The following is a 21,253-nucleotide window of genomic DNA, read 5'->3' as shown; positions in this document are numbered from 1 at the left end:
GATTTCTTAATCTTTAGGCCGGAATTCTGATAATTCGGCCTAATAAGTGTTTTTTCCGGCTTTCATTAAAATAATCCGGCTAAAGTGGTGTATTTTCCGGCTATGATTGATATATTCCGGCTAAAATGGTGCAGAATCCGGCCTTCCATCCATCATCAGTTCCTTTTCAATCGATTATTTCAGTGAAGACTTTAACCGTTTTTCATCAACAGAAATGATTGTCGTACCGAATTGATAAATAATAAAGGACGCGGCTAACCGCGTCCTTTAAATCAGAACAGAACATTGGTGAAGATGTTCTGTTTTTATATTGAGATGATTTCACCAATTATCTTTTGCTTTCTGTAAAGACTTTTACCGTCTTTCCGCCAACCGCCGCGACAATGTTCGTTCTGCCGTGTTGATTCAATGTCACGAGTCCGTTTGCGACAGTGGCGACCCGGCCATTCTCCGTTTTCCACTCTGCTCCCGATGTGACATTGATTCTCTGTCCATTCGGAAGTGTCGCTGTTAATGTCAAGTTCACTTTATTGCCAGGTCTGCCGGACACTTTGCTTGTGCTTGCCGACAGAGTCCGAATGCTTGCATCAACCGGTACTCTAACGGTTCTGCCGCCAAAAGATGCAGAAATATTTGTGCTGCCGAATTGATTGATTGTCACGACTCCACTTGTGACGGACGCAACTTTCGTATTATCTGATTTCCATACTGCTTGATTGCTTACATCTATTTTTCTGCCATCCGCCAAGACAGCCGTCATTTTTACTGTTGCTTTATCCGCAGGTTTGCCGGAAACTCTGCTTGTGCTCGCTGTCAGGCTGCGAATAGTAGCATTAACTGCTACCCGAACCGTTCTGCCGCCAAAAGCAGCGGAAATGTTTGTGCTGCCGAGTTGATTGATTGTTACGACCCCATTTGTGACGGTCGCCACTCTCGTGTTATCGGATTTCCATACCGCCTGACTGCTCACATCCATTTTTTGACCATTCGCTAATACGGCAGTCAAATTGACGGTTGATTTATCTGCAGGAATGCCGGAGACTCTGCTTGTACTTGCTGTCAGGCTGCGAATATTGGCATCAACCGCTACTCGAACCGTTCTGCCGCCAAAAGTGGCGGAAATGTTTGTGCTGCCGAACTGATTGATGGTCACGACTCCATTTGTAACGGCCGCAACTTTCGTGTTGTCTGATCTCCATAATGCTTGATTGCTCACATCAACTTTTTGTCCGTTCGCCAACACAGCGGTCAATTTCACCGTTGCTTGGTCAGCCGGTTTACCGGATATTTTGTTCGTGCTCGCTGCAAGGCCGCGAATCGTTGAATCAATGGTGATCTTCACTGTTTTGCCAGCATAAGTTGCCACTATATTTGTTCTGCCGGATTGCTTTACTGTCACCTGGCCGCCGGTAACTGCTGCGATTCCATTATTTTCAGATTTCCACACTGCTTCTTTCGTACGATCTATTTTTTGACCGTCTTTATGCGTAGAGACAATACTTAACGCTTTCGTCTCTCCAGGCAAAGCTGAGACGCTTGGCGTGCTTGTCAGTAAACCTGTAACCGGGCTTGGAGCCGTTGCCGGGGCAGGAGCCGGATTTGGTTTTGAGCTGCCGGCAGGAGCCTGCGTTAAACCGAAACCATAAAACGGATCTCTTCCCGCTGTTCCTAAATCCTTACTTGTTTCTGTTAATTTTGAACGAAGTGCTGCATTTGTCATCGCTGGATTCGCCTGTTTCAAAAGCGCCAGCTGCCCTGCCACATAAGGAGCGGCCATGGATGTACCGCTCGATCTCGCGTAGCCGTTGTTTAAATATGGAGCAACGATCGATACGCCAGGCGCCGCGATTTCCACCATATTTCCAGTCGAAGAAAATGCCGCACGCTTATTTGAAGAATCTGTGGCAGCTACAGCGATCGCAGAATCATAACGCGCCGGAAAATCAACTGTATCTCCGCTTCCATCTGCTGTGCCATCATTTCCCGCTGCTGCCACGACAAGAACGCCGTTAGCATACGCTTTATCCACCATTGATTTGAATATCTCAGAATGGGTTTCTGTACCTAAGCTTAAATTGACAATATCCATTTTGTTAGTTATCGCCCAGTCGATTCCGGCTAGAATGCTGGATAAGTTGCCTGAACCATCTTTATTGAGCGCTTTAACGGCATAAATGTCGGCATCAGGCGCAACACCTTTTGTGCCAAAACTATTGTCCTCTGCACCGATGATTCCCGCTACATGTGTGCCGTGGCCATTGTCATCGTTATAAGAAGCGGTATAGTCGACGAACGATTTTCCGCCTGCAAGAACCAGGTCGTCATGCGGGGCAACGCCAGTATCTACAACTGCTACCTTAATCCCTTTTCCCGTTAGCCCCGCATTCCAGGCCGCCGGTGTATTTGTTGCTTGTATTCCCCAATCCAGTGTTTGTGCCGATGTCCGGACAACAATGTCTTTTTCAACCCGCTTGACACTTGGATCATTCTTCAACTCTTTTATTTCATCCGCTGGAACGGTGGCCGATGCGACTGGCACGTGTTTAAATGTATGATTAATTTCTCCTTCGGCGTCCCGAACAGCTGATTTATCTACTTTATCTTCAAACACAACAATTACCTTTTGCTCTTCAACAGGCGCTGCTGATACAACAAAAGGAACTGCTGAAATAACTAAACTACCCGCTAAAAATGCAGATAAAATCTTTTTCACTATTTTTCTCCCTTCGATAACTGGCTGGCATACCTGGAAGGCGTAGCCCCTATAGTTTTGCGTCTCTACATTTCTATAGATTTGCCTTTTCATTATGTTGGTTGTCCAAAAAATAGGAACATTTACCTTACATTCTATATATCGGGCGATTTAAAGTAAGTTTAATAGTTATTTCATTAAATATAAAAATATTTTTACGTAAATTTCCATAAAATAACACAAAAAAAGAGAGTTTTATTAACTCTCTGCTATTTTCATTATTTACGAAAACTTACTCTCTGTGACAGAGGCCGTCCCTGTCCATCTCATCAAGCACCCCAGTTACCTCTTCTCTGGAATGCCCTGTGACAAGGCCAATCACTTTTGATGCCCGATTTTCCCCTTCAAAATAGCCCGCATCCAATACACTTAACGGCACAAATTGTCGATCCATGACGTATTTCTCCAAAATAGGGACAAGGTCTTGAAAGTCATCCTGCCATTCAAGGTTACAAAGACGGACAATTTCTTTGCCTTCCTTTTTCTGAAGATCGTCATACAGCATAAGGCCGCTTGTGGACGCGTTAAACCGAATATTTAAATCAATGAAATAAAACCGGTCGCCGCGAATCAACACATCAAACCCCGCCATGCCGACATATCCTTTCTCGGCGATTTTTTTCATGACACGGTAACCCGCTTCAATAATATGAGACATGTTGTCTTCGTCTTTGCTGATCCAGCTTCCCCGGAAGCAGCTATCTTCATTGATGATCTGTTCAGACTTCCCTAGAAAGCGGATCTCCCCTGTTTTATCCGCTACATAATGAAACCCGAAATTTTGGTCATAAGGGATATACTCTTCAACGATGATGTTCGATAAATCACCAAAGCTCTCGCCGATCTCATACAGCTGCTCCTCTTTTTCAATGAGCAGCACCCCGCACCCGCCTGAAGTGGGACGCCCGTCTCCTGTTTTTAAGATAATTGGCAGTGCCGGTTTTTCTTTCAAAATTTGATCAAGACTCATCATTTTGCGATCGGGCACATTTTCGGGAGGGACAAGCTCCGGAATATTTCGTTTATCACTTACATACGCGAGAACATCCGGCTCAACCCAATACTGGTCGCTCGGAACTTCTTCCACCGGATGCGGATATTGAAAAATGATCTTTTTATTTTGTTTCCGCAGTTTATGAAGCAACTGAATGTATTCGAGGTCATTCCGATACGTATAACGAACTGACGGCACTTGGAGCCCCGCTTTTTGGAAAAGATCTAAAGCTGCTTCCGTCACAGCCGCTTCATGGCAGACGATGGGCATATTCCCGAGGACGCTCAATTCTCTTCCGGTCAGCGCTTCTAAACTTAACCAGTCATCCGCAAAATGCTGATAATCACGCGCATACAGCTTAGGGTTGTAAACAAAATCCTTTCCGTAAATGTCCTGAACAGACTGTGAAGGACGAATAGCCATACCCCGCTGTTCAACATAAGAAGCATACGGCAGTGCTCTTTCTCCCATATTTAACGCCTCCTTAGAAGTTGTACGATAGTAATTTACATATAGCCATTCGACGGCGCTTTCAAACAACTTCAGAGTCATTTTGTGTCACTCCATTAAAAAAAGCCGCCTTTTTTCCACTATGGGCAGGCAGCCTTTCAACAGCACAATTCGATGAATACATCCATAAAAACAAAAATTTTACATTTACTTAACAATCCTCTCTTTTTTCACAAATGGAAGCGTTAACAAATGAGCGAAATGAAAATGACTTTTATCATTATATCAAATAAGAGATTCATAACCTTGTGAATAGATAAAAATAAAATATTTTTAACAAATATGGTAATAAGTATATAATATTCAATCTATTTACATTAATATCCTTCATCTTATATATTCGTAGTAACCCGGGAATACCCGGCTGTCGCGCTAGTCAGATTGGATGTCAACAATGCAATTTGAACAAATCGCGCAGCAATACAATCCTATGATTCACCGCATCTTGAACAAGCTGCATATCTACAAAAACAAGGAAGACTATCATCAGGTAGGCTTGATCGCCCTATGGGAAGCATACACAAAATTCGACAGTTCAAAAGGAGAATTTCCGCCTTTTGCGTACGCGTATATTAAAGGGCGCGTCATGAACGCCCTGACGAAAGACGCCGCTTTCAGTGACAAAACGGTCTTGACAGGCGAACCTGTCCTATTTGAAGGCATTGATCCCGGTCCTGCGCCTGAAACAACCGCACTCACAAATGCAGCAGCCGATCACTTAACCGGGCGGGCAAAACGGTGGTTTGATTTGTCGATTCTACAAGGTCTCAGCAATCCAGACATCGCACGCCGTGAAAACGTCACACCCGCCGCCGTCCGAAAGTGGCAGCAATCCGCCATTAAGCAGCTAAGAGAACAATTCGGCGACATAAAATAAGCAGCCTGGCTCATAAACCAGTTTCCGGACGCCCTAATCGACGAGGGGCCGGCGTCCGGATTCACGCGGATGGTGCCGAATAGGCATTCATCTACCAGTAACAAACAGGGGCTGTCCTGCAAGTGATACTACTTGCTGGGCAGCCCCTTTGTTTATTTATCGCGCCGATCCAATTACATTCCGGCCTTTTGAAAACAGGCATCTTTCTTCTTCTTTAGGCCTATTGTTAGATTCAACGTTCTGTTCCGGTCAAAACATCTGTTAAAAAAACAGAGAGCCTATAAGACTCTCTGGCTTCACCACATAACTATGGGGAGTGGGGGACTGACCATAGTTATTATTTAAAATCTGGTGCAATGCGATGCTCAGTGCCTTCTTGATAAGCGTATGCCAGTTTGATTAATGTTTCTTCATTAAATTCTTCTCCAAGTAATTCCATTCCAATCGGAAGGTCATTATCACTAAATCCAGCAGGCACTGAGATTGCAGGGTATCCTAAGAACGGACTTAATTTGTTATTCAGTCCAGTGTCCTGCGTTTCACCAATAACCGCCGGCAATTTTGTTGAAGTCGGGTACATGAGCGCATCGAAATTCTCTTTCTCAAATACTTCCATCACACTTCCAGTCGCTAATTGTGTGCGATTTTCAATAATCTTTTTGTATTCTTCATCTTCAAGTGTTTCTCGTGCATTTCTTTGGAGCAGCCTCTCTTCAATGCCAGGGTGATATTGACCGCTTTCAATCACTTCTGTTAACGACTTAACCGGTGCATTCGGTCCTAAAGAAGCTAGGTATTCATTAAATTGAAACTTGAATTCATAATTACTTAGACTTGGGTATGCCAGGATTTCATCAAGCCTTGGAATAGTCACCTCGACCACTTCCGCTCCGAGTTTCTCAAGATCGACAATCGCTTGCTCCATCGCCTTATTCACTTGCTCATCTTCACCGAAAAGCTCTCTGACAATGCCAATTCGCGCTCCTTCTAATCCATTCGCGTCTAAAGAGTCTGAATAGCTTTCAGGAATTTTACCGTTGCCGCTTGCTGTTACTGGATCAGCTGCGTCATATCCAGCAATCGCATCCATCATAATCGCCGCATCCTCTACTGTACGAGTCATTGGACCACCAGTGTCTTGTGTCAACGCGAGCGGAATAATGCCGTCGCGGCTAGCAAGCCCCATTGTTGGACGAATCCCTACTAAACTGTTAAAAGAAGACGGAACACGAATTGAACCGCCTGTATCTGTTCCAAGCCCAGCTGCCGCAAAGTTAGCAGCAACAGCGGCGCCAGTCCCTCCGCTTGATCCACCTGGATAGCGTGTTACATCATATGGATTTAATGTCTGTCCGCCTAATGAGCTAAACGTATTAAAACCAAAGGCAAATTCATGAAGATTTGACTTTCCTAAAATAATCGCGCCCTCTTCGCGCAGCTTTGCAACTTGAAACGCATCATCAGGCGCCATCGAGCCTTCAAGTGAAAGAGATCCGCCGGTCGTCGGCATATCAAACGTATCATAGTTATCTTTGACGATCACTGGTATACCATGAAGTGCTCCACGCAGTTCACCTGACTGACGCTCCTGATCAAGCTCCTTTGCAAGTTCAATCGCATCTTCATTAATCGCTAGCATTGATTGAAGACTTGGTCCTTGATCGTCAAACTTTTCAATACGATCCAGATAGAATGTCACTAGCTCCTCTGATGTTAATTCACCTTTCTCCATTGCCTTTTGCAGTTCTAAAATCGTGGCCTCCTCAATCTCAAAGACCTTAAATAACTCTTCTTCTAAGTAACGAAATAAGCGAATAATCGTTGCGGCAGATTGTTCTCGCGTAATCTCAGCCTTTGGTTTGAAGATGTCATTCGTATGACCATTCATCAGGCTGGCACCTTGTGCTGCTCCTATGTACCCAGCAAAAAAACCGTCATCCTCGACATCTGTATATGATTCTGAGATTTCCTCTAAATCTGCTGCTTCCGCCAGCATTTTTGCGGCCTGCTCTCGATTGACAGGCTCATTTGGGCGGAAGGTGCCATCTTCAAAACCATTAATCCAGCCTTGTTCAGCCGCTTTAAGGATATACTTGCCTAAAACCTGATTCGCTGAAACATCTTTAAATGCTGCAGCTGTATTTGCCGGCAATTCTTCTTTTGCCGCTAATTCGTATGTAGAAACTAACAATTTTGCAAACTCTGCTCTAGTTATCGCTTGTGCCGGCTTAAACTTTCCATCCGGATACCCGCTAACTAAACCAAGATTAAAAGCAGCTTCAACCTCTGATGATAATCCTCCTTTAACATCTGGAAAAACTGCTATTTTTTCAGCTTGGACAGGTGCAGACAAGATCGCTGCCCCCACCGTTACACTTGCAAGAACGCCCGACATCTTCTTCCACGACATTTTCATCTTCCATTCCTCCCTTTCATAATCAATTAATATAGCAATACAACACTCTTTTCCATAAAGTTGTCATATTATCTGACAAAGAAAGCGCACTAGTGGCCGCCTTTACCGGAGCGATGCCAGATGACGGAAGGAAGATCCCATTAAGAACTTGCTTGAGCGTAATTTTAGCAATCCGCAGTTAAACAATTGAGGGAAAGTTTGTGGACGAAGAATTGGTGTATTGAATCCATCTTGTTAACGAAAAAACCCGGTGAGAACCACCTTTCTCACCGGGTTTTTCTAAAAAACATATAGATCATACCGAATCGTTTGCTTTCTATTAATTCGTTGTTCCAGATAAAATGACAACGTTATCGGCTCTCACATTGTTCAATGTTACGATGCCGTTCGCCCCTGGATTGACGAATATCGTTCCGTTTACAACAAGGTTTCGCAAAGTAGCTTCTGTATTGACAAACAGAGAGCCATTTAATGTTGCTGTATCGCCTGTTGTTCCAGGACCATATGTGGCATTACTTGATACCTCATAAATTCCAGTATAGGTTCCAGCTGTATTTAAAGCAGCGGCATCAGCTGGCGTTACATTCACTGTTTCGCTATCGGCTGGGGAGAGATTTCCCGCGGCGTCCACATTCCAACCCGATGCAGCCGTTAGTTGATCGTTAGCAATGCCCGCCACACTAAATCCCGGCAGTGCTTCAATTGTTGACGCATCTGGCGAGCTTAACCGAATCGTCAGTGTGCTGTTATTATAAAAATAAGTCCCTGGCGTACTAAGACCTGTGATTGCCGTTGCGTTTGTATAGCCAGATGATAATGAAGCAGCTGCAGGTGTTGCTTCACCATCACTGTACGTTAATTTCGTTAGATCAAAGGAAGAGTCTACCTCCACATCCGTCAAACCGGTGATTGTTAATGTATCTGCACTCGCAACGTACGTGGCTGCCATAAACGCTGCATTGTTTACAGTGTCCGCAGTTCCACCTCCGCCACCACCAGCTCCACCTCCAGGAGAGGATGGCTCTATCGTATAGGCCCATCCGTTTTTCACGTCTCCAACTGAAATTTCAATCGTATAGGTTCCTGAGGCTAAACCGGAAAAATCAGCAGTTATTTTTCCATCAACGACTTTCACTGTTTTGGAAGCAGCAGGCGTTGATGTATTGCCGCTTGCAAAAATGTCGACTTTTGCGTCGGCATTCGCTGGAGCGTTCGCGACTTGCGCCGTCACCGTTGTCGTGCCATTTATGGTCGATGCATTGATATTTGTAATCGTCACCTTATCCAGTGTAAAGGCTGTCTCGGCGCTCTTTCCATTTACTGTGACTCTCGCTGTGTGCGAGCCTGCTGAAAGATTAAGACCCGTAAAGTCAGCTGTCACTTTCGTATCAACAACTTTTACTGTTTTCGTCGCAACGACTGTACCGCCAGATATAATTTCCACTTTTGCATCCGCACCGTCAGCACCCTGCACACTTGCCGTCACCGTCGCCGTACCGTCCGACTTCGCCGCAACAATTGGCGTACCGATCAGCAATGCCGGCTTCATTGTTCTTAATTTATGCAGAAAAACAGCAAATTCGCCCCGTTTCAGCAAATTGTCCGTGCCATAGGATCTTGCCGTTTTCCCTGTTGTAATGCCATTAGTGACGAGCCCCGCCACTGCGTCCATATACCGTGAGGCAACATCCGTAAACGCCACGTCCTGCCTGTTCCCCTTCAGTTCGTAAGCATTCGCAAGGAGCAGGGCAACTTCTCCACGTGTAATGTTTTGATGAGGTGCGAATGAATTTGCTGATTTCCCATTCACAATACCAGCTGCCTTTAGTGCATCTACATACGCTTTTGCCCGCTCCGGTACATCTGTAAAGCCCGAATCAGGTACATTGGCTATTTCAAGCTTCAATGCCTTTGCCAGCATCACTGCCGCATCCACTCGCTTAATCGACTCATGCGTACCGAATTTCGTGCTCGTCTTTCCTAATGTGATTTTTTCATTCACTAAATAATTGACAGATTCCTTATAATTGTCTGCCACATCCGTAAATGTTGCCGCAAACCCTGGTGCCACGGCCGTCGTCACAAGCGCCGTCGTCACACCTGTACTAACAAACTTCCGATAAGCCGATGAATTATTTCCCATGCACAATACCCCTCCAAATGATTAATGTATATCTAAACAGATTCTTTGATGGAGAAGGTTTCTTACTCAAAGAATCTGTTAGATTTAGAGATTGACTGACTATCTACTTAAATTTAAATGTGTCGAAAATATATCTGTAATTTAACTTTTCTGATAATTAATGATAGACAAATTTCGACATGCCTTCACTTTAATTACCCGTTTGCGTATTTGGATAAACATCAGGTTACTAACAAATAAGATTACATAAGAAAAAATGCATACAAAAGAAGCCAGCTAGTATGCACTAGCTGGCAAAAGAATCTACTCCTTTAACATTCCATTAATAAAATGAATTACACGATCTTGCTGCTCTATCGTCATATTCGATCCTGAAGGAAGGCAAATCCCATTCTCAAACAGTTCATTAGATACACTTCGGTTATCCGTATGCGCATAATACTTCGCTCCTTCAAACAGCGGCTGCAAGTGTAATGGCTTCCATACAGGGCGGGCTTCAATATTTTCCTCTGCCAGTCTATCAATTAATTCTAATGGCGTAAATCCCACTTTCTCACGGTCCAGCGTTAATGTTGTCAGCCAGCGGTTATGTAATGTTCCGTCAATCTCCGGCATAAAATCAATTCCATCTACGTGACCAAATGCTTCTACGTATCGATCAAAAACAGCACGTCTTGCGGCTACCCGCTCATCCAGCACTTCCAATTGCGCAAGGCCAACACCGGCTAAAATGTTGCTCATCCGGTAATTATGTCCTAATTCGCTATGCTGATAATGCTGTGCTGGGTCACGCGCCTGGGTTGCCAAAAACCGTGCCTTACGCAATGCTTCCTCGTCATTTGACACAAGCATTCCGCCTCCGGAAGTCGTAATAATCTTATTTCCATTAAACGAGAACACCGCGAATTTCCCGAATGAACCGCTCTTTTTGCCTTTGTACTCCGCTCCTAATGATTCAGCCGCATCCTCCACGACCGGCACACCATAGCGGTCACAAATCGCCACAATCTCATCCATCTTTGCACTCTGACCATACAAATTCACTACAATGACCGCTTTCGGCATCACCTCAGCTTCAGATAAAGCCCGTTCCAAAGCATACGGTGACATATTCCATGTCTCTGGCTCAGAGTCTATAAATACAGGCTCAGCCCCCTGGTATAGGATCGGATTTGCACTTGCAATAAACGTCAAACTCGAACAAAATACCGTATCGCCTGCCCGAACATCCAGTAAACGCAATGCCAGATGAATCGCTGCAGTTCCTGAACTCACAGCCGCTGCATCGCGAACACCTGTATATGCTGCGAGCTCTTGCTCAAACGAATCCACATTTGGACCCAAAGGCGCTATCCAATTCGTTTCAAACGCATCATGTATATATTGTTGTTCCTTCCCACTCATATGAGGAGAAGACAAGAAAATCCTCGGATGCTGTGACATTATGACACTCCTCTGCTCTCTGACTTATGTATATATAGTTATTATACACCTAACAAAAAAAGACGTAGACAAAATCTCAAAGATCCTCTCTCTACGCCTTTTTTCCTATCAATCTAGCAGGCACTCCAACAACCGTAACACCATCTGGAACTTCTTCAATTACAACTGCACCTGCTCCTACAATAGACCAATCTCCAATCGCCTGACCGGGAACCACGGTCGCGGATGCACCAATATGTGCGCCTTTCCCAACCTGTACATTCCCCGTCAATACTGCACCCGGCGATATATGAGCAAAATCGCCAATGTGATTATCATGCTCCACAACAGAACTTGAATTAATAATCACATGCTTCCCAATCACAGCATCTGCATTAATTACACTACCCGCCATTATTACCGTCCCTTCACCAATACAGGCAGAAGGACTAACTGAGGAAAAAGGATGAACAACTGCTTCGAACGCTGCCCCAAATTCAAGCAGCATCATCGCAATTTTCTCACGGATATGATTATTCCCAATTGCCACTACAAAAGCTGCATCTGTCTTTGCAGTCAGCTTTTCTGCATAGCTGATTGGTCCGAATAAAACGCCCTCCCGTTCGAATACATCAACATTTTTATCGTCCAATATGGCAATCACTTCATGACGACCCTCTGCTAAAATAACATCTTGTACTGCTTTACTGTGACCGCCTTCACCAATCACCACAATCGGCTTCATTTCTTTTCAGCGCCTTTCGTACCCGTAAACTTTTCCATCGTCACATGCCCCGTCTGACTAATCCCCTCAGAACGGAACACCTTCTGCACGGTCATGAACAAAATCTTCATATCCAGCCAGAAAGAGCGGTTATCAACGTACCATACATCCAGCTTAAATTTCTCTTCCCACGAAATCGCATTGCGTCCATTCACCTGCGCCCATCCTGTGATGCCTGGCCGTACTTCATGGCGACGAGCTTGCTCTGGTGTATAAAGATCCAAGTACTCCATTAAAAGCGGACGAGGTCCGATTACACTGATATCCCCTTTTAGAACGTTAAAAAGCTGAGGCAGCTCATCCAGACTTAACTTCCGGAGTAGCTGTCCAAATTTCGTTAACCGCACTGCGTCTGGCAGCATCGCCCCACTCGAATCCCTCTCATCCGTCATTGTTCGAAACTTATAGACAAAGAATGGTTTTCCATGCAAGCCTGGTCGCTGCTGTTTAAAGACGATCGGTGAACCAAGCTTGAAGCGGATCAGTATAGCACTCACAAGAATAACCGGTGATAGTATAATTAGACCGCTAAGCGAACAAACAATATCAAAAAAACGCTTCATTTCATATTCTCTCTTCCTATACTCGAGCAATCCCTTAGAGATAGGGAGCCGAAATTCTTTTTTCTTTTATACGATATCTATATAAAATTAAATTGCTCCGCGTCCTTTTTTATAAATTCATCTAAAACTAACGCCAACTTTTCCCATGAATAATGATCATTTACATATTCTTTTAAACTCTCACTGTCTTCTTGCTTTTTTATGTCGTGTGTCATATAATGTTCAATTTTTGATTTAATCTCATTTAAATTTCGCGACACAGTAACCCCTCTAATTTCTCCAAAATCTCCTGCTATTGAAGGGGTTGCGATCATTAAAATAGGAAGACCTGCAGCCATATAATCATATATTTTATTCATACTGAATCCCCATTTATAAAGGGGAGAATCTAGCATTGATATAATACTTAAATCCGCTTTTGCTAACAATGATGGTACTTTGTTTTTAGTAATAGCGTCTTTGAATGTGATATTAGATAATTGTTTTTTCTTAACTATCTGTTTCAATCTGTCTTTTTCATTTCCATTTCCAACCATTAACAAGTGAATATCAGAGCAACCGTTTAAGTTCTCAAACAAATCAATAACTGGATCTAAATGATTCGCAAGTCCGTGTGAACCTAGATAAATTACAACAAATTTATTTTCCAAACCATCAAACATTAAATCTATTTCCTCTAACTCTTTTTTCTGTTCATAATTTGACAAATCGACACCATTAGGTAAATAAATTATTTTTGATTTATCAATCCCTTTTGATACAACGTACTGTTTCGCTTTGTCAAACAATACAATAATTCGATTTGCTTTTTTATAAAAGAATTTCTCTAGTAAATACAGCAATTTTGCAAATGGATTTTTTTCAGAAATCTTTCCAAAATCCACGAATGTTTGCGGCCACAAATCCCTTTCTTCAAAATAAAATAAACATTTCTCATTTCTAGATACATAATAGCCCACAAGTGCGGCTAAAGGGTGTACACTAGAACCAATTATGAGATCAGGTTTATCAATTTTCGCATACTTAATTGCTTTGCTATAGCTTTTAATAGTATAGCTAAGTATATTAGTAACTCTTTGAAGAGAATTAGAATAGCCGGGTGTACGGATCCACATGAAATCCACACCATTTATTGATTCAAGTACGTAGTTCCCATCCTTATTACTGAAAATTGTTTCTTCACGTGTAAAATGGTTAAACGAAGATGCAAAAATCGTTACTTTGTGGCCTCTAGCTATTAATTGTTTTGACAAATCGTAATGTCGGGTTCCACCACTTGACCCCGGTCCAATCGCATAATGGTTAAAAATCCAAATATTCACTGTTAAACTTCACTCCTGATTTCTCAATAATTGATTTTCAGGAACATCTCTTAGTTTTTTCGCTGGTGAACCAACAACAAGTTCTTCTTTTTGCACGTCCCTAGTCACAACGCTTGCTGCTGCCACTGTTCCATCCTCATGAATTACTTTCCCTGGCAAAATTGTCGAATTTGCTCCCACTCTGCCGCCATCTTTAATCGTGACACCTTTAAACTTATCATAACGTTCTTTGCTTCTAGCCATGTAGTTATCATTTGTTGTTACTACGTATGGTGCAATAAAAACATGATCGCCAATTTCGGAATAAGCAGTAATATAGCAATTTGTCTCTAGTTTACATCGTTTTCCTACTGAACAGTCATTTTCAACTGCCACACCGCGTCCTACTATAGTTCGCTCTCCGATTGTAACCCGTTCTCGAATCGTTGCAAGATCCGCCACAAAAACTTCATCTGCAATCTTTGCATTCGCGTAAATAATGGCCGATGTTCCGATTGTGACGCCATTTCCAATTACTGTCGGCGGTAAATGTTTTGTTTCCGGCAAAATTGATGCTTTGGCACGAGTTGGCTGTTTTCCAATAACAACATTGTCTTGAATAATAACATTGCTGCCGATTATTGTTCCATCATAAATAACTACATTATTACCCATTGTTATATCTTTACCAAAAATTACATTTGGACCTATTACAACATTTTGTCCCTTCTCCACGACCATACCTCCTTAAAACCGCCTGCTAATTCAGACGGTTTTTTATTAATTGCTATAGAATTCGACTATTTTCTCTATAACAAAATCCTGATCCTTCCTCTTCAATTCAGGATACATTGGCAGTGAGATCGCTTCTTCAGCCGCTTTCTCTGTTTCCGGCAAATCGCCTTCTTTGTATCCTAACTCTTTAAACACAGGCTGTACATGAAGCGGCATTGGATAATACACCATTGTCGCAACACCCTGTACTTTTAAATAGTTTTGCAGCTCATCACGGTCTGGCACACGCAGCGTATACTGGTGGAACACATGGTGATTTCCTTCTTTTTCTACCGGGGTTTGAATCACATCACCCAATTTTTCATTCAGCTTTTCTGTGTAGTACGCAGCACGCTCACGTCTTGAATTAGACCATTTATCCAGATGTGGGAACTTTACATTCAAGATCGCAGCTTGCAGTTCATCCAGGCGGCTGTTATATCCTAGTACATGGTGATAGTATTTCGGCTTACTTCCGTGAACGCGTATAACGCTCGCTTTCTCGGCGAGATCCGAATCATCCGTTACGATCATTCCACCATCACCATAGGCACCTAAGTTTTTCGTCGGGAAAAAGCTGTATGTAGCAGCCGTTCCGAGTTCACCAACACTTTTACCTTTTTGTTTTGCACCAATTGCTTGAGCCGCATCTTCTATCACAACAAGATTATGTTTGTCAGCAATTGATTTGATGGCTTCCATATCCGCCATTTGACCATATAAATGGACCGAGATAATCGCTTTTGTCTTCTCGGTAATCGCCTCTTCAATTTTAGAAGGATTGATATTAAATGTTACTGGATCAATGTCAACATATACAGGTGTTGCACCCGCGCGTGCAATAGCTCCACCAGTTGCAAAGAATGTAAACGCCGTTGTGATTACTTCATCACCAGTTTCTACTCCTGCTGCCTGCAATGCAATATGTATTGCGTCACTGCCATTTCCCACACCAATTCCATGAGCGACATTGCTGTACTTTGCAACATCTGATTCAAGCTGTTTCACATTGCTTCCTAAAATAAACTGAGAAGAAGACATAACTTCATCAAGCTTTGCGATTACCTCATCTTTCATTGATAAATATTGTTCTGATAGGTCGAGCATTTGAATTTTCATATTGAACTCCTTAACTATATTAATTCTGTAAAAGGTTTTCATAAACATCGATTAATTTCTGACTTTCCGATTCCCAGTTAAACTTAGTTTCAACTGCAATACGACCATTTTTGCCCATACGTTCAGCTTCCTTAGGGTTTTCCATGAGAAAATTTATGGCATGTCCAATTTCTTTTGGTTTTAATGGATCGACACATACACCAGAGTCATTTTCTTCAATAATACTTTTCCATAAAGGAAAATTAGAAGCTATGACCGGAATACCAGCTGCCATATACTCAAACATCTTTACAGGCAGAGCATCTACATAATTAAGTGTTGGATGCAGCACCACCATGCCAGCTTTCGATTTTCTATATATATCTTTTACTTGTTCACGATTTAAAAAGCCAAGCTCTTTCACTTTTGACCAGCCATCTAGACTTTTTACTGCCTCTTTTTCTGTGTTGTACGTAAACTTCCCTGCTAATAACAGAGAAATATTTTCTGTATATGTGAGAGCCATTGTCATTTCATTAATTCCACGAGTAACAGAAATTCCTCCAACATAACATACAACATTTTCTTTCTCAGCCCATTTGCCGTCTTCAATTTTTAGTTCTTCTAACAATGGATAATTGTTGACATCTTGTACAGCGCACCCAAGCTTTAAAAATCGATCACGAATATATGGCGTAGCTGTGATAATTTTATCAAATTTTTTCACAGCTCGATTTTCGTATTGTTCGAAAGTCTTTGAAATTACTTTACGAAGATTCTTAGGCAGCCAATTCTTTGTCATTATTTGTTTTGGGACATCTTCATGTACATCATAAATGACCTTCTTACCTTGTTTTTTCAATTTCAGACCAACGGGAATAAGTTCCGGATCATGAAAATGATATACATCAGCATCTATTTCTAGTCCTATTTTTAATACTTGGTTAACCGTTTTTGTCATTCTTTTCAAACGACTGCCTTTTTCTTTTCTTAATCCATGTATTTGAACGCCGTCAATTATAGTATCTTGTACACCAGGAACCACAAAATGCACTTCATATCCCGCTTTTTTCAGTGAACGGCATTCTTTAAGAAAGATTCTTGTATCTGTATGGGAATGAACTGACGTTAAATGACATATTTTCATGTTTTATCCTTTCAATTAGTTTTCAAATTCACTCTACTAGAGTAGATTAGTTAACTATTTATAATATTTTCATCTTTTAAAATGCTTTCAGTTTTAGGCCTCTTAATTGAACTTAATACCGGCAATAAAATCAATATCGCCAAAAAAGCAAAAAAGAATTTGTCTCCATTTATGCTCCCTGAAATGTTGGAGTTAAAAAACCAAAAAATAGATACTAAAAATATCGGGGCATTGATATTATTTAAACCATTTTTTTTATAATCTTTGTACCCATTTCGAACCGATATTATATTTATAATTATAAACAGTATTAGTCCTATCATCCCTAGTTCTGATAAAAATTCTAGGTAAGTGTTATGTGGATAATCATCAATATCAAGTCCGTTATAATAAATAGGAAAACTTCCTATGCCTTTCCCTAGTAAAAAGCTTTCCTTAGCCATCGTTATAGCCACTGATATTCTATCTGTTCTCCCGTTTACAGATTCCCCCCCTCCGTCTTGATTAACAATGACCTCAAGTCTATATAATAGCGTTTCCGCATAACCTTGTTGTATAAGGTATAATACTGAAAATAAAAAAATTGTTAAAATTAAAACCATTGGCACTATTTTTTTACTAATTAAAACTTCTTGTTTTCTAAACTTAAACATAGAAAAAAACAAGATAGTCATAATTACAAAAAGAATTAATACAGGTCCTCTTGCTCCTGATTGGATTATAGGTATAGTAACGATGACCATCAAAGTAATAAGTAAGATTTTTATGACTTTTTCCTTTTTAGAGAAAATAAAAATACCTAAGAGTATTAATAATCCCATAGTGTTTATTTGTGCTAGAACGAGATAGGATGATCCTAAAGAACCTTTAAAATCTCCACTGGTGGTTGGCCCCGTGATTATATCAAATGCCATAACCAATGCTAACAAAATTAAAGCTAAGAGAAATTTTTTTATAGAATCATTATTTTTAAATAAAAAAAAGGGGCCTATAAAACACCAACTAGTTATAACTGAAAGTCTTAATATCTTATCTATTGCATATAAACCACTTGGACTATAATACATACTACATACTGCAATCATCACAAGAAACACGAAAACGAAAATCGGAACAATAGAAACTTTATAAAACTTAAAGTTTTTTGTTATTATCCTTTTAATAGCAATTAAAACCGTAATTAACAGTAATAACAAGGTAATATCAATAAAGTGAATAGGAATAACCGTTTTAAAAGTTCCAGCAGACAAAAACAATGCGAATAAAAATTCACCGCTTATTATCCATTTAAAATATTTCACAAATTCTGTAACCCCTTATATAGTATAAAAAATCCCATTCCGTATTAGTGCAAATTTAACGTATATACTGCTTTTCCCATATTGATATGTTATAGAGTTTCCACAACTCTTTTAGAGATAATGTTTCTAAGTTTGGAAGTGTACTATACATTTCCTTAAGAACTTTAGAGTTATTAATTTCGTCTTCGATAATTTTACTATGTGCTTTTAGCCACAAATCACTCGGTGCTTCAAAACCTATTTTGTTTTTTCTCCAAACAATATCATCTGGTAACTTCCTATCAATATATTTGCGCAAGCTATATTTCGTATATCCATTTTGAATTTTAGATTCTGTTGGAAGTTTTAAAGCTAGTTCTATTAGTTTGTGATCAACGAAGGGTACTCTAGCTTCAATGGAAGCAGCCATGGAGTTCCTATCTTCATTCTTCAAAAGGTTAGGCAAATTTGTTTTTGTTAACTCAGTTATTTGCATCGATTCCAAATTGTTACTACTGTAACCCAAATCGTCTAACTTATTTAAACCTTTTACCACATATTCTTGTCTAAGATCTGTATGACGTGATGATAGGTGTTTTTTTCTCACATTCAAGTTATTAAAATACAAATAGTATTTTAATAATGCAATAGAATCTAATTTAGAATTTCTGGTCATCAACGAATATTCTTTTAAACTCCTTAGGACATGACCCTTTTTTATCAAGCCACTTAAATAGAACGCATAGTATCGCTCATAGCCTAGAAATGCCTCATCTCCTCCCTGACCATCTAACATTACCTTTAAATTTAAATCTTTAGCTTTTTGCATTACACTATATTGCATAAACACCGATGGGCCCCCAACCGGCTCTTCTTGAATATACAGACACTTCTCTATATCCTCTTCGAAATTTTTATAAGTCGGTTTTATTTTATTTCCTTCTATTCCAAGATAATCCACAACCATCTTAGCGAATTGAGACTCATCGTTTTTAGAGGATTCAGATTGGGCAGTAACTGCTCTTATCGGATATTTATTGACCAATTTTGTTGATGAAGCTGTAACAATTGAAGAATCTAGCCCTCCTGATAAACATGTTCCTATTGGGACATCACTTCTAACATGTAATTGAAAAGATCTATCTAAAGTGTCTTGGAATTCCTCATACGACACTCTGTCGTGCTTATTACTTTCTTTTAATAAGTCATAGTATTTAATAATATCCATAGTCTTGGAATTGAGATCATATATAAAATAATTACCCGGCTCCAACTGGTAGATATCTCCAAAAAATGTTTCATTATCGGAATTAATTATATTGATCATTAAATAAGACGATAATGTAGAGAAATTCACATTGCTCTTTATCTTTGGTAATGATAACAATGGCTTTATTTCTGAGGAAAAAGCGAATATGTTATTATTATTTATAAAATAAAATGGTTTAATACCAAAGCGATCCCTAGACCCAAAGATTTCATTTTTTTCCGAATCATAAATTACAAATGACCACATTCCTCTAAAAAACGAGAGACATTTCCTCCCCCATTCTTCGTATGCGTGTAATATAACTTCGGTGTCTGTATTTGAATTGAACCGATGACCTTTTTCAACTAATTGATTTCTAATTTCAAGATAATTATAAATTTCACCATTGAAAATAATATTATATCCTTTATATTTCATAGGTTGATTACCCAAATGAGATAAATCTAAAATCGATAGTCTGGCATGTCCTAGAAAGACATTTTTTTCATTATAAGTATTCTGAAAATCCGGTCCTCTATGTTTTATTAAAGAAAGCATTTTGTTTAAATTTTCGACATTGTATTCATTTTTTAAAGCTACAAAACCTACTAACCCGCACATTCCCTATCCCCCATATCTTTCCCTATTTAACACTAATCCCTTAACAATATTGTAAAGTGATTAATAACATATCATTTCCTTAGAGCATAAAATATCATTATTAGATAAGCTAGATATAGTATGACCTCATTAATAGTAAAAGCTATTATAAAAATATCCATTCCTTTAGGTAAATAAAATAAACATACTGATAATGTAGCTAGAAAATAGATTATTTGCCAAATAGTACCGTATTTGACATTCCCGGGTATTAAAAAAACAACGCTTAATGGTGATACAATAAACCTAATCAAGAATGAAAACACTAAGATTTTTGCATATTGACCTGCAGTTCTCCACTCTTCTCCAAAAACAAAAGCAAAAATATTTTCAGCCTGAAAAAAGAACAGTGTAGCAACAACGCTTGATGTAGCGGTCAATCCAATTAATATTTTTATAGTTAAATTAAATGGTGACTGGTTACTATCTCTGTATTCAACAACTTTCTTAAAATAAACTTGAGAAATAGAGTATGAAATAATTGATAGTGGACCGGCGATTGTTCTTCTTATCAAATCAAAATACCCCACCTGTAATGAAGTATAAAAATTACTAAGAAAAATAGTCGGCATTTCCACGGAAAGTTTGTCAATAAATGCACTACCTGTTGAAAGTAAAGGGAATTCTTTATATGCTTTTATTGTTTCTTTGTAAGTATCAAAATCATACTTATGTTTATTTTCAAGAACTCTTTTTCTAGGTACAATATTCAATAAACCTAATAGAAAACCACTAAGAGTACCTATTATTAATCCAAATGAGCCTTTTGCAAAAAAACCAAAGATAAGTTGAATTAACGTCATGCTAAGGTTTTTATTTATTTTACTATAGGCAATGGATTTATATTTACCTTCTTTATTTGCAGTATAGGTATACAATTGAAATAAACCTACAAACAATACAAATAATGGTAAAATGAAAATATAATAATTTAAATCTTCTAGTTTAACTAAATTTACGATACTTTCATGAAACAAAATGGTAACCAAAAGAAGAAGGATTGAAAATAACAACGTAGTTACTAAACTAAGGTGTTTCAAAAGATATTCTTCTTTTTTATTTTTTGCAGACATTATAGCAGCATCAAATTTAAAATTTGCAAATACAGATAAAATAGAGCCTATAGATAAAAAAAGTGCTAGCACACCAAATTCATCAGGTGTATATAAACGAGTTAAAATAGGTGCACTAGCAATGGGTATCAATTGTGAAACAAAGGTACCTAACATTAAAATAGATACATTTCCAATAAAAGCCTTTTTTAAAAACCCCTTTATTGCCAT

Annotated in this window: 15 protein-coding genes and 1 riboswitch; of the genes, 1 reads left to right on the top strand and 14 read right to left on the bottom strand. The window is 39.8% G+C overall.

Annotation, left to right across the window (positions count from 1 at the left end; genetic code table 11):
* Positions 1–328: 328 nt before the first annotated feature.
* Positions 329–2,713: a S8 family peptidase gene (locus BTO28_RS11415; RefSeq protein WP_076766340.1), complete on the bottom strand. Its 2,385-nt coding sequence runs from the start codon at positions 2,711–2,713 to the stop codon at positions 329–331.
* A 12-nt stretch (positions 2,714–2,725) separates the two neighbouring features.
* A riboswitch (cyclic di-GMP riboswitch) is annotated at positions 2,726–2,809 on the bottom strand.
* 175 nt (positions 2,810–2,984) lie between these two features.
* A complete protein-coding gene (locus BTO28_RS11410) occupies positions 2,985–4,298 on the bottom strand; it encodes an ATP-grasp domain-containing protein (RefSeq protein WP_083711516.1) in 1,314 nt (437 codons plus the stop codon).
* A 352-nt stretch (positions 4,299–4,650) separates the two neighbouring features.
* On the opposite strand from BTO28_RS11410, the gene BTO28_RS11405 reads away from it, so the two are divergent.
* A complete protein-coding gene (locus tag BTO28_RS11405) occupies positions 4,651–5,133 on the top strand; it encodes a sigma-70 family RNA polymerase sigma factor (RefSeq protein ID WP_076766335.1) in 483 nt (160 codons plus the stop codon).
* A 337-nt stretch (positions 5,134–5,470) separates the two neighbouring features.
* Here BTO28_RS11405 and BTO28_RS11400 read toward each other — a convergent pair whose 3' ends face one another.
* From BTO28_RS11400 to BTO28_RS11345, 12 genes are all read right to left on the bottom strand, one after another.
* Complete coding sequence (locus BTO28_RS11400; RefSeq protein WP_076766333.1) at positions 5,471–7,549, bottom strand: amidase family protein; 2,079 nt, start codon at positions 7,547–7,549, stop codon at positions 5,471–5,473.
* A 319-nt stretch (positions 7,550–7,868) separates the two neighbouring features.
* Positions 7,869–9,692 carry an S-layer homology domain-containing protein gene (locus tag BTO28_RS11395; protein WP_076766331.1) on the bottom strand — a complete coding sequence of 608 codons (1,824 nt, stop codon included), beginning with the start codon at positions 9,690–9,692 and terminating at the stop codon, positions 7,869–7,871.
* Positions 9,693–9,995: 303 nt separating this feature from the next.
* On the bottom strand, positions 9,996–11,135 hold the full coding sequence (locus BTO28_RS11390) for a DegT/DnrJ/EryC1/StrS family aminotransferase (RefSeq protein WP_076766329.1): 1,140 nt from the start codon (positions 11,133–11,135) through the stop codon (positions 9,996–9,998).
* A 91-nt stretch (positions 11,136–11,226) separates the two neighbouring features.
* Positions 11,227–11,859 (bottom strand): acetyltransferase, encoded by a 633-nt coding sequence (locus tag BTO28_RS11385; protein ID WP_076766327.1) that lies wholly within the window; start codon positions 11,857–11,859, stop codon positions 11,227–11,229.
* Entirely contained in the window at positions 11,856–12,461 is a 606-nt protein-coding gene (locus tag BTO28_RS11380) for a sugar transferase (RefSeq protein ID WP_076766325.1), read from the bottom strand. Before BTO28_RS11380 ends, BTO28_RS11385 begins: the two co-directional genes overlap by 4 nt.
* A 77-nt stretch (positions 12,462–12,538) precedes the next feature.
* On the bottom strand, positions 12,539–13,783 hold the full coding sequence (locus BTO28_RS11375) for a glycosyltransferase family 4 protein (protein ID WP_076766323.1): 1,245 nt from the start codon (positions 13,781–13,783) through the stop codon (positions 12,539–12,541).
* 9 nt (positions 13,784–13,792) lie between these two features.
* Positions 13,793–14,503: an N-acetyltransferase gene (locus tag BTO28_RS11370; RefSeq protein ID WP_076766321.1), complete on the bottom strand. Its 711-nt coding sequence runs from the start codon at positions 14,501–14,503 to the stop codon at positions 13,793–13,795.
* A 39-nt stretch (positions 14,504–14,542) separates the two neighbouring features.
* Positions 14,543–15,655: a DegT/DnrJ/EryC1/StrS family aminotransferase gene (locus tag BTO28_RS11365; RefSeq protein WP_076766319.1), complete on the bottom strand. Its 1,113-nt coding sequence runs from the start codon at positions 15,653–15,655 to the stop codon at positions 14,543–14,545.
* 19 nt (positions 15,656–15,674) lie between these two features.
* A complete protein-coding gene (locus BTO28_RS11360) occupies positions 15,675–16,781 on the bottom strand; it encodes a glycosyltransferase family 4 protein (protein WP_076766317.1) in 1,107 nt (368 codons plus the stop codon).
* Positions 16,782–16,831: 50 nt separating this feature from the next.
* Positions 16,832–18,082 (bottom strand): O-antigen ligase family protein, encoded by a 1,251-nt coding sequence (locus tag BTO28_RS11355; RefSeq protein WP_076766315.1) that lies wholly within the window; start codon positions 18,080–18,082, stop codon positions 16,832–16,834.
* Positions 18,083–18,137: 55 nt separating this feature from the next.
* On the bottom strand, positions 18,138–19,931 hold the full coding sequence (gene asnB, locus BTO28_RS11350) for an asparagine synthase (glutamine-hydrolyzing) (protein WP_076766313.1): 1,794 nt from the start codon (positions 19,929–19,931) through the stop codon (positions 18,138–18,140).
* 71 nt (positions 19,932–20,002) lie between these two features.
* Positions 20,003–21,253: a lipopolysaccharide biosynthesis protein gene (locus tag BTO28_RS11345; RefSeq protein ID WP_076766311.1), complete on the bottom strand. Its 1,251-nt coding sequence runs from the start codon at positions 21,251–21,253 to the stop codon at positions 20,003–20,005.

It is taken from the genome of Domibacillus epiphyticus, assembly GCF_001975785.1.
GTDB lineage: Bacteria > Bacillota > Bacilli > Bacillales > Domibacillaceae > Domibacillus > Domibacillus epiphyticus.
This window is presented reverse-complemented; position numbering and strand designations above follow the sequence as displayed.

Bases quoted from the DNA above. Each gene is read 5' to 3' on its own strand.
- BTO28_RS11410 (WP_083711516.1), bottom strand. From the start codon at position 4,298: ATGACTCTGAAGTTGTTTGAAAGCGCCGTCGAATGGCTATATGTAAAT.
- BTO28_RS11405 (WP_076766335.1), top strand. From the start codon at position 4,651: ATGCAATTTGAACAAATCGCGCAGCAATACAATCCTATGATTCACCGC.
- BTO28_RS11400 (WP_076766333.1), bottom strand. From the start codon at position 7,549: ATGAAAATGTCGTGGAAGAAGATGTCGGGCGTTCTTGCAAGTGTAACG.
- BTO28_RS11395 (WP_076766331.1), bottom strand. From the start codon at position 9,692: ATGGGAAATAATTCATCGGCTTATCGGAAGTTTGTTAGTACAGGTGTG.
- BTO28_RS11390 (WP_076766329.1), bottom strand. From the start codon at position 11,135: ATGTCACAGCATCCGAGGATTTTCTTGTCTTCTCCTCATATGAGTGGG.
- BTO28_RS11385 (WP_076766327.1), bottom strand. From the start codon at position 11,859: ATGAAGCCGATTGTGGTGATTGGTGAAGGCGGTCACAGTAAAGCAGTA.
- BTO28_RS11380 (WP_076766325.1), bottom strand. From the start codon at position 12,461: ATGAAGCGTTTTTTTGATATTGTTTGTTCGCTTAGCGGTCTAATTATA.
- BTO28_RS11370 (WP_076766321.1), bottom strand. From the start codon at position 14,503: ATGGTCGTGGAGAAGGGACAAAATGTTGTAATAGGTCCAAATGTAATT.
- BTO28_RS11365 (WP_076766319.1), bottom strand. From the start codon at position 15,655: ATGAAAATTCAAATGCTCGACCTATCAGAACAATATTTATCAATGAAA.
- BTO28_RS11360 (WP_076766317.1), bottom strand. From the start codon at position 16,781: ATGAAAATATGTCATTTAACGTCAGTTCATTCCCATACAGATACAAGA.
- asnB (WP_076766313.1), bottom strand. From the start codon at position 19,931: ATGTGCGGGTTAGTAGGTTTTGTAGCTTTAAAAAATGAATACAATGTC.
- BTO28_RS11345 (WP_076766311.1), bottom strand. From the start codon at position 21,253: ATGGCAATAAAGGGGTTTTTAAAAAAGGCTTTTATTGGAAATGTATCT.